General features: G+C 29.4%; 14 protein-coding genes. 1 reads left to right on the top strand and 13 read right to left on the bottom strand.

Going from position 1 to position 13,269, the window contains the following annotated elements:
- Together EQM13_RS06515 and EQM13_RS06510 are read right to left on the bottom strand one after the other, a co-directional pair.
- A complete protein-coding gene (locus EQM13_RS06515; RefSeq protein ID WP_071141289.1) occupies positions 1 to 1,608 on the bottom strand; it encodes a methyl-accepting chemotaxis protein in 1,608 nt (535 codons plus the stop codon).
- Positions 1,609 to 1,679: 71 nt separating this feature from the next.
- On the bottom strand, positions 1,680 to 3,026 hold the full coding sequence (locus EQM13_RS06510) for a L,D-transpeptidase (protein WP_071141288.1): 1,347 nt from the start codon (positions 3,024 to 3,026) through the stop codon (positions 1,680 to 1,682).
- Positions 3,027 to 3,208: 182 nt separating this feature from the next.
- Here EQM13_RS06510 and EQM13_RS06505 point away from each other — a divergent pair, with 182 nt between their 5' ends.
- Entirely contained in the window at positions 3,209 to 3,406 is a 198-nt protein-coding gene (locus tag EQM13_RS06505; protein WP_071141287.1) for a DUF378 domain-containing protein, read from the top strand.
- A gap of 83 nt (positions 3,407 to 3,489) precedes the next feature.
- Here EQM13_RS06505 and EQM13_RS06500 read toward each other — a convergent pair whose 3' ends face one another.
- The 11 genes from EQM13_RS06500 to EQM13_RS06450 all read right to left on the bottom strand — a co-directional run bounded on the left by EQM13_RS06500 (position 3,490) and on the right by EQM13_RS06450 (position 13,114).
- Positions 3,490 to 3,918 carry a flavodoxin gene (locus tag EQM13_RS06500; RefSeq protein WP_071141286.1) on the bottom strand — a complete coding sequence of 143 codons (429 nt, stop codon included), beginning with the start codon at positions 3,916 to 3,918 and terminating at the stop codon, positions 3,490 to 3,492.
- A 92-nt stretch (positions 3,919 to 4,010) separates the two neighbouring features.
- Positions 4,011 to 4,223 (bottom strand): hypothetical protein, encoded by a 213-nt coding sequence (locus EQM13_RS06495; RefSeq protein ID WP_071141285.1) that lies wholly within the window; start codon positions 4,221 to 4,223, stop codon positions 4,011 to 4,013.
- Positions 4,224 to 4,284: 61 nt separating this feature from the next.
- Positions 4,285 to 4,833, bottom strand: a complete 549-nt coding sequence (locus EQM13_RS06490) for a class IV adenylate cyclase (protein ID WP_071141284.1) — start codon at positions 4,831 to 4,833, stop codon at positions 4,285 to 4,287.
- Between the two features lie 19 nt (positions 4,834 to 4,852).
- A complete protein-coding gene (locus tag EQM13_RS06485) occupies positions 4,853 to 5,536 on the bottom strand; it encodes a metallophosphoesterase (RefSeq protein WP_071141283.1) in 684 nt (227 codons plus the stop codon).
- 86 nt (positions 5,537 to 5,622) lie between these two features.
- A complete protein-coding gene (locus EQM13_RS06480; protein ID WP_128752301.1) occupies positions 5,623 to 8,358 on the bottom strand; it encodes an AAA family ATPase in 2,736 nt (911 codons plus the stop codon).
- Positions 8,359 to 8,360: 2 nt separating this feature from the next.
- Positions 8,361 to 9,461, bottom strand: a complete 1,101-nt coding sequence (locus EQM13_RS06475; protein ID WP_071141281.1) for a metallophosphoesterase family protein — start codon at positions 9,459 to 9,461, stop codon at positions 8,361 to 8,363.
- A gap of 255 nt (positions 9,462 to 9,716) precedes the next feature.
- Positions 9,717 to 10,205, bottom strand: a complete 489-nt coding sequence (locus EQM13_RS06470) for a PTS sugar transporter subunit IIA (protein WP_083382004.1) — start codon at positions 10,203 to 10,205, stop codon at positions 9,717 to 9,719.
- A 17-nt stretch (positions 10,206 to 10,222) separates the two neighbouring features.
- A complete protein-coding gene (locus EQM13_RS06465; RefSeq protein WP_071141279.1) occupies positions 10,223 to 11,167 on the bottom strand; it encodes a DUF5700 domain-containing putative Zn-dependent protease in 945 nt (314 codons plus the stop codon).
- Positions 11,168 to 11,248: 81 nt separating this feature from the next.
- Positions 11,249 to 12,127 carry a patatin-like phospholipase family protein gene (locus EQM13_RS06460; RefSeq protein WP_071141278.1) on the bottom strand — a complete coding sequence of 293 codons (879 nt, stop codon included), beginning with the start codon at positions 12,125 to 12,127 and terminating at the stop codon, positions 11,249 to 11,251.
- Positions 12,128 to 12,160: 33 nt separating this feature from the next.
- Positions 12,161 to 12,631, bottom strand: coding sequence for a ribonuclease H-like YkuK family protein (locus EQM13_RS06455; RefSeq protein ID WP_240663000.1), 471 nt, complete (start codon positions 12,629 to 12,631; stop codon positions 12,161 to 12,163).
- A gap of 15 nt (positions 12,632 to 12,646) precedes the next feature.
- Positions 12,647 to 13,114: a pyridoxamine 5'-phosphate oxidase family protein gene (locus tag EQM13_RS06450; RefSeq protein ID WP_128752299.1), complete on the bottom strand. Its 468-nt coding sequence runs from the start codon at positions 13,112 to 13,114 to the stop codon at positions 12,647 to 12,649.
- Positions 13,115 to 13,269 lie beyond the last annotated feature (155 nt).

The raw sequence follows: 13,269 nt of genomic DNA, 5'->3' as shown, positions 1-13,269 counted from the left end.
TTAACTTTCTATTATGGAGTCAAGACCTATTATTCCTACAATTTCGTTCTGTAGATTATAAACAGGAGATGAAGCTGTAACTATTACCTTCTTACAATCTATGCCCAGGTAAAGATCGGAAACATAAACTTCTCCTTTAATGGCTTCTTGAAACCAAGGCCTGTCTGAAGGATCTATATAATCCATTCCTTCCTCACTGTCTGCAAGCAATTTTCCATTTATATCATAAAAGTATATGGCATCGATGCCGGGATATTTCTTTAAAAATTCTTTAAACACACCTTTGCAATTATCTTTAACCTGCCTTATTTCATCTCTGCCGGCCAACTCAGTTATTATTTTTTTGTTATTATTTATAATGTTATCTAATTTATTTTTTTCAATCTTGATTTTCGAACTGGATTGCAATATATTCTTCGATTCTTCATTTCTTGAATCCAAGGCACTTGCATCACGAGAAATCTCCGCCATTATGGCACTTTGTTCTTCAACAGAAGCGGAAATTTCCTCAGTACCGGCTGCCGTTTCCTGAGATATCTGAAATACTTCCGTTAAGCTATCCAATACTTTTTTAAGAACATCTTTCTGAGTCTCCATCTTATTTTTGGTATTATTTATAACAATATCAACCTCTGACAAAGATTTAGTCATTTTTTCAAAAGAGGACTTAGTACTTTGGACTTTTTCCGTATCCAATAATTCTTTATTAATGCTTTCTTCCAAATTATTTAGAAAAAAGCTTATTTCATTTCCAAACTTCATTATCATGTTGTCTATATTATCTGTGGCCTTCTTTGTTTCCTCTGCTAATTTTCTGACTTCATCTGCTACCACTGAAAAACCTTTCCCATATTCACCTGCTCTGGCAGCTTCAATAGCCGCATTTAATGCAAGCATATTTGTTTGTTCTGAAATTCCTCTTACCAACCCTACTATGTTATTTATTTCTTTAATATTTTGGGACATTTCTTTTGCTTTGTCCAATACATTTCTATTATTGGAAGTCCTGCTGACCATTCCGTCAGCTAAATCCTCCAAATTATGTTTGCTTTCATCAAAATCCTTATTGGTCTTTTCCCACTGCTCATGAATTTTGACATTTTCATTAGATGTATCATTTGAAATCTCTTCTAAATTTTTTGTCTCTTTAATTACAGACTCGATCATATTTTCTTGTTGGGAAGCCCCTCCCACCATGTGTTCTACGGATTTCGCGATGTCTTCCAAAGCCTTATTGGTATCTTCCGTTGCAGAAGCTAATTTTTTTGTTACATTAGAAGTCTGTTCCGAATTATAAAGTATTTGTGCCAAAGCTGATCGATAATCCTGCATAATTTTATTTAGGTTATCCGCTATTTCCTTGAATTCCACATCTTTAGCACTGAACTTTTTAGATAAATTTCCTTCAGCTACTTCTTTAATACCGGTTTTTAATTCATCAACCTGTTTTGAACTCTTAAATAATCTTTTAATTATTAAATCAAATACAATAATTATAATTGCTCCTGCAACATATATCCAGTTGCCCTCTTTCCCGAATAAAACCATAAAACCTATTACAGTTGCTATTTTCACAATTTCCAGCAATAAAATTTTACTATTTTTCAAAATATTACCCCCTATTCTCTCTTTTTTCCTTATTTTTATAATATCACAACTGTATTTTATTCTCAAAATATTTATTTAAATACTATTACTGACGTATCATTTGGACTTACCCAGTTATATAAAAATTTAGCGTGGCTTGTATAATTCCTCACACATTTATGGGATCTCGGAAATGTTCCCAAGGTAGCTAATTCCTCCTTCATACCCGGATCGATTTTTTCTCCGTCTTTTTTTACATATTCTACAGGAATTCCATGAATATATCCCCCTTGACTGAATCTTATGGCATAAGGAGCATATCCCGCTATTTCTCCGGTGGCATCATTTAAATACTCAAATTTGTCCTTCTTTTCTTGGACTTTAAAATTTCCTATAGGAGTTTCAAACATCTTTTCACTTCTTACTCCCGTAGTTGCCAAATTATAAGAAACCATATTCCAGCTTCCCGATATTTTTTCAAATACTGCTTGGTTTTGATTGGTTACATCAACAACCACCGCTTTGGTAAGTTTATCAATATTGTTATCAAAGGATACATACTCTTTGGGAATCCAATACGTCCCTTCATATCCTAAAGCCTTAACCTTGTAGTACCCTTTAACATCTCCTTGAACAAATACTATCATTCCATCGGGAAAATATCTGAATTCTTTTTTATTGTTTAAATCAGAATATGCGGGAGCACTTTGATAAGCCTGAACTCCATATTTGTCGATTCCTTTGTTATTTATAAGGGGAGGCGAACCGTTAGCATCGCGATAATTAGAAATATATCCATATTTTCCTTTATTTAATTCATCCTCTAATTTTTTTAAATTTGAAAACATGGTATCAAATTTAAAACTCCTTATCTCTCCCGAACCATTAGGAACAAAACCGTACAAAATACCCAAATCATTATCTTCCCATGTCACTGCATACCATTTTTGAGATTTTGTGCTCTCTATATATTCGCCCTTAACCTCACTTAACAGATTTATTTTTTCCAAACTATTAAATTCTCCCACTACATTTCCATCAACAGAAGGCATATTATATACTTTCACATTATCTTTGGTAGTTAAAAAATAATCATAGGGCATTAAGTGTTTTTTATAACTTAAATTCAACGCTAATCCTTGGGGCAGTTGAGTATTAAAAGTTCTTAAAAGAACAAAATTATTGTTTGTATTTAAGTTCTTGGAATCCGCCATAGATAAAATTTTTCTATTGCTCTTACTCATTTTATCGGTAATTTTATTTTCTTCATTAATGCTAATCGAATTTATATCTCTCTCAACAAAATTATAATAACCCTCTTCGGGATTTTCTTTTTCTGTTCCTTTATCCGTATTGGGTTTTTCCGAAATATTTGAATTGCATCCGGTAAGAATCATTAAAAAAATAAAAATCAAAGACCATCTCTGATTATATTTCAATATTGTCACCTTCCTCTTTTATTTATTGATAGATAGTTATTATTATTATTCCAATAAAATATGTAAAAAATCCTTATTTATTAAGAACAAAAATTATAATAAATATTTTTGTCTGTTACTAAGAATACTAATCTTAATATATTGCAATAATATAAACAATAAACTTTAAAGGGAGGTATTTTATGGATGCATTTGCTCTAATATTAGTAATAATTGGTGCTATAAATTGGGGTATCATAGCAATATTCAGGTTTGACTTTATAGCTACCATATTTGGAGGTTCTTCCAATATATTGAGCCGATTAATATATGGATTAATAGGTTTATCAGGGCTGTACTGTATAAAATTTCTATTGAGAAACAGAGAAAAAATTAAATAATACAAATAAAACAACATCAGAATAATTAAAATTCTGATGTTGGTATAAGGGGTTTATTAAAATTATCATTAATAAAAATGGCTTTACTTAACTAATGATTTTCCAAATTCTCTGCAAAGATTTGTATCTTCATCAGATTCCGGTTTTCCATTAATTATTAAGGCATCATGTATTATATTAGCTCCCTTGGAACTCATTCTTTCTTCCCAATCTATCATCCATTTTCCGTCTCCCCATCCATAAGAACCAAATAAAGCTAATTTCTTACCGCTGATTTTATCTTCAATGGATTCTATAAATGGTTCCATTTCGCTTTCTTCCAATACTTCATCTCCCATGGCAGGACACCCTAAAGCCGTTACATCGGATTCTGATATATCTTCTAAAGCTGCCTCATTTACAAACTTAAGTATAACTTCGGCTCCTTGTTCTTTCGCACTCTCATATATAATATTTGCCATCTCTTCTGTATTCCCCGTACCGCTCCAATATATTATACTTAATTTTTTCATTTATAAATCGCTTCCTTTCATATTATAATATTGATTATCATTATCACCATAATTATCATACTATAATATGTCTCTTTTGTAAAGACAAATTGCTAAAAATTACAGAAAAGAATTATTAAGAAGATTAAAAATATCCATGTCTCATCAATTCCGCCTAATATATTTCCTAATATATTTCCTAATATTCCTCCTCCTTCAGAATCCGTATTCAAACCGAATGAACCAGAAAATCCAAAAATAAGTATTATAAACAGAAAGAGCAATATAAAATTGTTGTTTCCTCCTTTAAACAGATCGCTAAACATCACAATCCCCCCTTTATGTATAAACCTATAATACTTATTCTATGCCTAAAAAAAATTTTGGTTACAAATTAATCCTTAAATCCTCCCTTAATTCAGCAATCGATTTTGTGCTTATCTTATTTCTATCTATTCCCAATAGTTCTAATATTTTTTTCAAATCTTCTTTCTTCTCAACTTCTATTTCCATATAAGGATAAGGATATGTGTCTTTATCCCACGTATCTATATCGAATCTGACTTTCCCATACATATAAGAAATTCTTTTTTTCTTTCCTTCATGTATTACATTAAGCCCTAAAGTTTTTAGTATATATATAAGTTTTTCCTTATTATCGATGTCTACATCGGTTTCAATATTTTCTCTTATCCCATCTTTAGAAATATTTTGTTTTAAAGTAAAGGTATCTTTTACCTTATTGGACATTAAATCTTGAGTTTCTCTGATTCTTAAATAACTGTTTAATTTTTGTTGAATATAATTGTCTTTTCCATCAATTATTATATTAATCTGGTATTCTTTTTTTATCAATTTTGCTCCAATATTTTTGAGTTTTTCCTCCATTTTCTTTGAATCTATATCTAATATTTTTACTTCTAATTCCTTACTCATAAATGTTCCTCCTATTTAATTACATTAATTTCTTGGGACAAAAATTCAAATAATCACTTGAAACACATAGAAACTCTATACCCTCAATTAATCCTTCAACAACATATCTGTGTCCTTCTCCGTGAAGATGGCCATATATGCATAAATCCACTTTTTTTTCTTTCATGAGACTGACAAATTCGTTAGGAGTTAAATCCATATTGAAAGGAGGATAATGAAGCATTACAATTCTCTTGTCAATATTTTCTTTTTTCTGAGAAAGAGAAAGATTTAACCTATTTAATTCCCTGGAAAAAATTTTTTCATCATGGGAATCGAACCCTTCCGAATCCTTTGAAATCCATCCTCTTGTTCCGGATATGGAAACTTTGTTAAAATCAAAACTTTCGTTTTGAAGGAAAAAGATGCTTTTCAATTCCAAGGATTTCAATTTTCTTTTACTTTCCCACCAATAATCATGATTCCCTTTAGTTATTACCTTTTTGCCCGGAAGTAAATCTATCTTTTTTAAATCAAAATAAGCCTCTTCTATGTTCATTGCCCAAGAAATATCCCCGGGAATTAAAACTACATCCTCATTGCTTACTACTTTTTTCCAATTTGAGAATATTTTTTCTTCATGATTTATCCATAAACTTCCGAATATATCCATGGGTTTTGTCTTTGTATTGTCTAAATGTAAATCACCTATCCCATAAATCATTACATCACCTCTCGGTTTAAAGTTAAAGATTAACTTTAAGTATAATATGGCTTAATATACAGTTTTGTTTTAGTTAAAGTATTACTTTAACTAAGGTTTATATAATTATATTTAACACCTAATTCATCTAATATTTCCCTTTCTCTTATATGACATGTAAAAAGAATTATTTGTCTGCCGGAAACATCTTTTGACAAAAATTTTAAAATATTCTTCAATCTGTTATAATCATATTGAACAAAAGAATCGTCTAATATTAACGGTATCTTTTCTTCTTCCATAGTATCCATAATCTCAAATCGAGTTGCAAAGTAAAGCTGATCCATAGTTCCTCCACTTAATTGTTCTATATTTACTAACATTCCGGTTTCCGGATCTTCTACAGAAACATCCATATTTTCGCTAATCTTAACTTCTTTATATCTCTCATCAGTAATCATCCTGATTAAGCTACTTATCCTTTCATTTAAAAGAGGAGCAAATTCCTTATGAATATTCTTTGAAATATTATCTATAGTGTCCCTTGCTAAGACTAAAGACTTAATTTTGTTCTCATAATAATCAATAACATTTTTCTTTCTCTCTATGTCCTCAATTATCTCTACCAAAGGTCTTATACCCGAATAAGCATTCTTTATATTAGATTCAAATACTGTCTTATCAATATATAATTTGGAAATCCTTGTATCCAATTTCTTAATACGGTCCATAAGGTCATCCTTATTTTCTTCATTATGAAAATAGTCTACATCTTCTTTGAAAGAACCGACCTGATCTTTTAACCGCTCAAAATTATTTTCATTCAAAATATTATTTAAAAGTATATTATCATTTTCTAATTTATCTTTTAAACTTTTATATTCGTTTTTCTTATTCAACCCTTCCTTAAATTCTTCAAGAGAGCTGCATTTATTCTTGTTAAGCAATTTTCTTATGTTCTTGGATACCCTTTCTGTTTCTTCTATAGAAAAATTATATTTTCCCTTTAATTTGTTATTTTCTTCCATATAGTTTCTATGCTTATCCAGTAAATTTCTATAATCCGCATAATTTATTTCAATATTTTTAATATCATTTAAAGAACAGTTTTCATCCAAACTGAATTTAATAAAATAATCATTACAATCTTCCCGTAACTTTTTTACAACATTATTTAATTCAATTATTTCATCTTTAATATCCTTTAAACTTTTTTCCTCGCTCTTTAAATTTAAATCTCTTTCATAATTTGAATTTAATAATTTTTTCAGTTCAATTTTAGATTTGAGATCATATTTACTCAATATGTTCTTCAGTTCGTTTTCTATTTTCCCGATCTCTCCTTCTTTATTTTCTTCTTTATTATTAATCTCATTTATTTGTCCCTTCAAGTTGACAACATAATCTTCAATTTCCTTTTTTCGGGATATAATATATATAATAAATAAAAAAATAGGTATAATTCCTATAAATAAGAATTTATTTATAAATCCCATTCCGATAAATGAAAAAAGAGCTACCATTAGTAATATAAAAAATAAATTACTTTTTTTAATCAGTTTTTCCTTTTCCTCCAGCCTGACTTTTAAAAATAAAGATTTTGAATAATCTTGGTCATAAAGAATTTTATTCTTTTTTTCTTCCAATTCTTCATATTTATACAAATCCTCGAAAATATTTTCGTATTCACCTGTATTATATATATTCTGTTCTGCCTTTCCCTTTATTTTTTCATTCAATTCCTTAAGTTTTTTATTATTAATATAAAAATCCTGAAGAGAAGAAACAATGTTTTTTATTTTATTTTCATCCATATCTTCAAATTCTTTTAATTTTAATATTTTCCTTTCAACCTCTCTGATCTGTATGTTTTTTTCTTCTATCTCATTTTTTAAATTATCAACTTTCTCTTTAAAGTTATAAACTTCTCCTGTCAGAGATACTATTTCACCATATTCATCGAAATTTAAATCTTCATATTTCTTCAATTTTTCAATTTGTGTTTCCATATTTTCAATACTATTCTTTAATAGAGAAGCATCCTTATACTTTTTTATTAGCTGCAATTTTTTTATCTTTTCTACCTCTATTTCAGCATTTTCCTTATCAGTTTTTAATCTCTTTATTTCTTCTTCCGTTCCCTGAAGCCTCCACAAAAAATCATTGACGATTTCCAATTCCTTAACGGTCTTATCTTTTTCCTTATACAAGGCATCCAGTTCTTCAACAGCTTTTCCGTAAGGAGAAGTTTTCTTTCTTTCTTTAGTCCCTATATTGTCGATTTCATTATTAAAAAAATCCGTTACTTTTTTAATGGAGATATCTTCACTTAAACTTTTTCCTACATTAATCAAACTATTCTTTACTTCCTTCGACAGGGAGCATTCTATCTTACTGTTCATCTGACTTATGCTTACCGTATTTTTATATATGATACTGTTAATATTCATCTCAGGAAGTATGGGAATATGTTGCCTCAATACAGGATCATATTCAAAAAAATCAGTGATATCCTCTCCTGTAATATCGTCAAATATTTTCACTTCATCCTGTTTCTTTAAAAAGTTACGTTCAACTCTATACATATTGTTATTATAGGAATATTTAATAATTCCGTTATAGCCTTCTTTCGTCCAGGGGATATACTTTTTCTGGTCTGCAGTATATATTTTCTTTTTGGAATAAGGCTTAAAAAATCCAAATAACATTCCCTCAATAAATTTATGTACAGTAGTCTTTCCCGATTCATTTTCTCCATATACAAGATTGAAACCATCTTTGAATTCAATTTCCTTATTCTTGAATTTTCCGAAGGAATTTATCTTTAATTCTCTTATTACCATCTTTATTCACCCATCTTCTCTTTAAGAAGTATTTTAAGCCCTAAGTAAAGTCCGTCTTTTACAATAGGATCTTCAAGGCCTTTTTTCATCATCTCTTTTATAAAAATCCCGATAATATTATTATTGTTTTCCTTCAAAAGTTTGTCCAAATCATAATCCGGAGTTGTACAATTTATTATTTCTATATGATAAAACTCATCTTTAAGTATTTCCTTTATTTCTTCCAAATCCAAATTGATGTCTCTATCCATTATACCCTTTAAAGTTAATCTGTAGAAATTTTTTCGCCTCGAATTTTCATCGTCTATATTTTTAATAGCTTGTATAACATCTGAAAATCCGGCAATATGGGAGACGTCTATCTCCTTGTTTACAAATATCCTTTTACTGAAAGGAATCAGTTTCAATGATACTCTTCCCTTTTCAATTTCTCCCTCAACTATGCCGTGAATTCCCGTTTCTCCAAAGTCTAAAGGCTCGGGGCTTCCGCAGTAGGAAATCCTATCTTTCAGAAACTGTGGTTTATGTATATGTCCCAATGCAACATAGTCAAACCCTAAGCTTTCTATTTCCCCCATATCCAAGGGCATATACGGGGAATCCTTATTTAAAATATCCCCGTGAAGAACAAGAACATTGATTTTATCTTTATCTATGTTGTCCAAATCATCAAATAATCTCTTTTTTTCTTCCTTCTCCTTCCAACTATAACCCCAAATAACAGTATTAAGACTATTAAATTCCTTTTTCTCCAATTTTTCATTATGAAAAATATATACATTCTCGGGCCATTGTATAAGATTATATAAAGATTTTTCATCTAAGGGATCGTGGTTTCCTGCAGATATAACTACATTTACTCCTTTGATACTGTTAAAGCCGTCTCTTATCCTCTTTATATCTCCCATAGTAAAATAATCTTCTTCAAATAGGTCCCCGGAGATAATAAGAAAATCCGGCTTATTCTCATCAGCCCTTTTCAGAATCCTTTCAAAGGTTTCCCAAAGTTCAATCCTTCGTTTTTTAGATTGTATTCCGTCAAAGCTCGTATTTTTAAATTGGACTCCTATATGTAAATCTCCGGTATGGATTATCTTAATCATATATATACCTCCAAACTGCTGTTCTAATATAAAGTATAACATTATAACTTTCTCTTAAAAACCCCCTATTATCAATTTCTTATTCATTTTTTCGCTTTGAAATTAACAATAAAAGCATTTTTTTAGTTTTATTTTAGATAAAGCTAAAAAAATGCTTAGCAATTAAAAAATCAATTGATATCATATTTTGTTCAACACCAATTCTTTAATATTTTTAAAACTTGAATTTTAATTTCAAATATAATTATATCGACCTTATTTTTTCTTCATTTTTACCTTCATTATAACATCTTCCCCTCTTTTTAAAAATCCATCGGACATTTCTATTTCTTCAATTCTATTTGAATGGGAAACAATTACCGGAGTAACAATAGAAAAGCCTTTTTCCTTTATTTTGTCAATATCAGCCTCTATAAGAAGGTCACCTTTTTTTACCTTATCCATAAGTTCTACATGTCTTACAAATCCCTCTCCGTTTAATTTATTGGTATCAAGTCCGATATGTATTATTAACTCTATATCGTCTTCATTTCTCACTATTATACAATGGTTTCTTTTATATATACTGGCAATTTCTCCATCAAAGGGTGCTACTATTTTCCCGTCCGAAGGGATTATTCCTATACCCTTTCCCATATCATTAAATGCAGAATTGTCACCTTCCAATTTTTCAAGAGAAATGATTTCTCCATTAACAGGTGAAAATATATCAATCCACTTTTCCTTTAAAAACATTTTAAACATATTTTTTCGTCCTCCTTTCATACGATATTATATAAAATCCATTCTTCTATATTTCTCGTAAATCCTGAATTTACATTACTTTCTCTGCATACTTCAATATATTTTTTTATCGGTTCCTTATAATTATAATCCAATGTCCATTTATTCAGAATAAATAATCCGTCCTTTTCATAAAGAAATTTTGCTATCTTATATCCTATTACATAGGTATTTAATCTTTGAAATGAAAAATACTGGGGCTTTCCTTTCTTAACAAATATCAACATCTCGTTTAATTTTTTAAACTCTGCCTCTGCAAAATTCATGTTTTCTTTCGTGAGAGTACCGGCAGGATCGTCTGCAATAAAGTTCGCCTCATGTTGAATTAAACATGCTATTCCCTCTTCTAATATTCTTCCGAATAATTCATATAAGTACTTCTCAGGATAAAAATACATATTCTTTATCCAAGACTTTTTTCTTCTAAAAGGATTCTTCCTTATATGATACATTTCATGAGAAATAACTTTTTCAAATTCTTCTATTTTCCCTATATATTTTATCAGATTAATATATATCCTTTTACCAAAAATACAAAATCCTCCGTCAACTCCTCCGGCTAATAAGAATATTTGAGGATTTATCTCCACCCACTCAGGAATAATATTATACAATCTTTTCAACGCATTATTAACAATAATTTCCCAATTATCGTTAATATAGTTATAATCCTTCTCTATCTGTTCAATATTCCTTTTTATTTTAAAATACCCATACATATCCTCATAACTGCTATCTTTTAATACCTTAATTATTTCTCTCTTTAAAATACTTTTACTTGTATTTCTGTTCAATGCCCTTTCGTGTCTTAAAAATTCTTTCATTTCATGAGTATTTATCCATTCTTTATATTTTTTTTCATCAAAATAATTATTTTTATAAAGACTGATTAAAAATTCGGCCCCCCGACTCTCAAAGATCATTAATTTATCCCCCATTCCATTTCTTTTCCCATTAATTATATATACTGTATTTTGGAATAGGGTATGTCAGAATTTAATATTTTAATGAATATCTTGAACATGCTCTAACCATTTTTCAAATGTATCAATTTGAGAAATGGTTTCTTCATAACCTTGTTCATAAAGTTTTTGCAATTTATTTACATCCTTTTCCAATCTACTCACTTCAATTTTTTCTATAGGCCTAAACACATAAACTTGTCCATTTCTTTCCAATTCATCAATTTTGTTTAAAGCTTTATTATACATTTTATGTCTTTTTTTTATATTATTAATTATTTCTGGATAATTTTTTAATAATATTTTACCTAATGTCCCTAATTTTTCTTCTTTTTTTCTATACCCTTTATTCCTTGTAAGGACTAATACATTATATTTATTCCCATCATTTATAGATTTTTCTACGGGAATTGAATCGGATATCCCCCCGTCAAAATATAGCTTTCCATTAATATTTACAGGATTCGATATTATAGGCAAACTGCTGGAAGCCTGAAGAACCGTATTAATATCATCTTTTGACCGAAATTGTTTTTTTTCAAAATAAACCGGTTTTCCCGTTTTACTATCTGTAACACAAACTTTAAATATTACCGGAGAATTCAAAAAAGTATCATAATCAAATGGAACCAATTCGTTGGGAAGTTTATCAAACAAGAAATCCATATTAAAATAGCCCTTTCTTCCTAAAAAATATTTAAATCCCGAATATCCTTTATGATTTACATAATCTACAAAAACCTTTCTATTTCTTTCCCTTTGTTCGGCAATAAAATTCGCTCCATTATTAGCTCCCGCCGAGACTCCTATTATATAAGAAAATTTTATATTTTTGTCCATCATGGCAGTTAATACTCCTGAAGTATAAGCTCCTCTCATACCTCCCCCTTCAAGTACCAATCCAACATTTTGAACTGTCATTTTATCACCTTTCTTTTAACTGTATTTGAAAAATTATTTTGAAAATTTATCCGCTATAGAGGAAGCAGCATAGGAATTAGGTTTTGTTTCACAGTCAAATCCGTATGAATTTACCCATCCGGTTATTTCCCTTATGAATTTTGAAGTTGAACCGTTATTTCCCGCATCCACATGAATACTTATACCCAAATTTATTTTTTCCTCTTCAAAGGCTTTCAGCAGTTTAATTGCTATCTCCAAACTGGTACTCGTTTCATAAAATAATTTCTGCATCAGATTGTTTATTCTCTTTACATTCTTTATATCATAGAAAAATATTCCTCCATGACCTCTTCTGTAAACCGAAACGACTATTACGGTCTTTGTATAGTCAAAGTTCTGGCTGTCCGTTCCTACCGATATATTGTATTCACTATTAGGTGATTTGGAAATAAAATTTTTAATCTTCGAAATCATATCTTCAAAAGATATATTGCCATAAGTAGGACTGTGCATTTTTTTCATCCCTTTTATATAGATTTAGTTATTCTTCTTCCCCTTAATATCCTCTATTTCAATCTTAAAAATCTTTGCAGCATCCATGCTTTTGTCTATATACCTTTCTCCCGCTTCCATGTATTCATTTGAATACTTGTGAATAAGCTCCATAAAAGCCTTCTTTTTCTCTTTTTCTTCTAATACTTCCCTTGCTTTCCCAAATATTACTGCACTTCTGTATTTTGTAGTAAATTTTTTAGAAAGAATCTCAGCTAATTCCACTATACAAAAAGATACTTTTTCATTATATTTCAGATTATTAATCTTATGTCCTTCCGGTGCACAATGAAAATAAATATTATTATCAATATACACATAGTTCAGCGGAATTCCATAAGGGTACCCGTCATCCCCAACTGTTGACATTATTCCGTATTTCCCATTTTTAACAATATCGATAACCGAATTTTTATCCATTTCTTTATCTTTTCTTCTCATTTCTTTAAACATAGTTTATTCACTTCACCTCTCTTATTTAATTATCATCCGACTTTCTCCTTACAAATACATATATTGTAATCACATAATTATTATAATATATGTTGTCCCATAAAACAATCATTTTTATAGTCTGTTAAGGCATCTTGTTCACATCGGCACATTAA

Source organism: Acidilutibacter cellobiosedens (assembly GCF_004103715.1).
Taxonomy (GTDB): Bacteria; Bacillota; Clostridia; order Tissierellales; family Acidilutibacteraceae; genus Acidilutibacter; species Acidilutibacter cellobiosedens.
Note: the sequence above shows the minus strand (reverse complement) of the source record. Positions and strands in the feature narration are given on the sequence as shown.

What these genes read in the sequence shown, in the direction of transcription:
- EQM13_RS06465 (WP_071141279.1), bottom strand. Translation starts at nt 11,167, where the DNA reads ATGATCTTTGAGAGTCGGGGGGCCGAATTTTTAATCAGTCTTTATAAA.
- EQM13_RS06450 (WP_128752299.1), bottom strand. Translation starts at nt 13,114, where the DNA reads ATGTTTAAAGAAATGAGAAGAAAAGATAAAGAAATGGATAAAAATTCG.
- EQM13_RS06470 (WP_083382004.1), bottom strand. Translation starts at nt 10,205, where the DNA reads ATGTTTAAAATGTTTTTAAAGGAAAAGTGGATTGATATATTTTCACCT.
- EQM13_RS06500 (WP_071141286.1), bottom strand. Translation starts at nt 3,918, where the DNA reads ATGAAAAAATTAAGTATAATATATTGGAGCGGTACGGGGAATACAGAA.
- EQM13_RS06485 (WP_071141283.1), bottom strand. Translation starts at nt 5,536, where the DNA reads ATGATTTATGGGATAGGTGATTTACATTTAGACAATACAAAGACAAAA.
- EQM13_RS06475 (WP_071141281.1), bottom strand. Translation starts at nt 9,461, where the DNA reads ATGATTAAGATAATCCATACCGGAGATTTACATATAGGAGTCCAATTT.
- EQM13_RS06480 (WP_128752301.1), bottom strand. Translation starts at nt 8,358, where the DNA reads ATGGTAATAAGAGAATTAAAGATAAATTCCTTCGGAAAATTCAAGAAT.
- EQM13_RS06490 (WP_071141284.1), bottom strand. Translation starts at nt 4,833, where the DNA reads ATGAGTAAGGAATTAGAAGTAAAAATATTAGATATAGATTCAAAGAAA.
- EQM13_RS06455 (WP_240663000.1), bottom strand. Translation starts at nt 12,631, where the DNA reads ATGAAAAAAATGCACAGTCCTACTTATGGCAATATATCTTTTGAAGAT.
- EQM13_RS06460 (WP_071141278.1), bottom strand. Translation starts at nt 12,127, where the DNA reads ATGACAGTTCAAAATGTTGGATTGGTACTTGAAGGGGGAGGTATGAGA.
- EQM13_RS06495 (WP_071141285.1), bottom strand. Translation starts at nt 4,223, where the DNA reads ATGTTTAGCGATCTGTTTAAAGGAGGAAACAACAATTTTATATTGCTC.
- EQM13_RS06505 (WP_071141287.1), top strand. Translation starts at nt 3,209, where the DNA reads ATGGATGCATTTGCTCTAATATTAGTAATAATTGGTGCTATAAATTGG.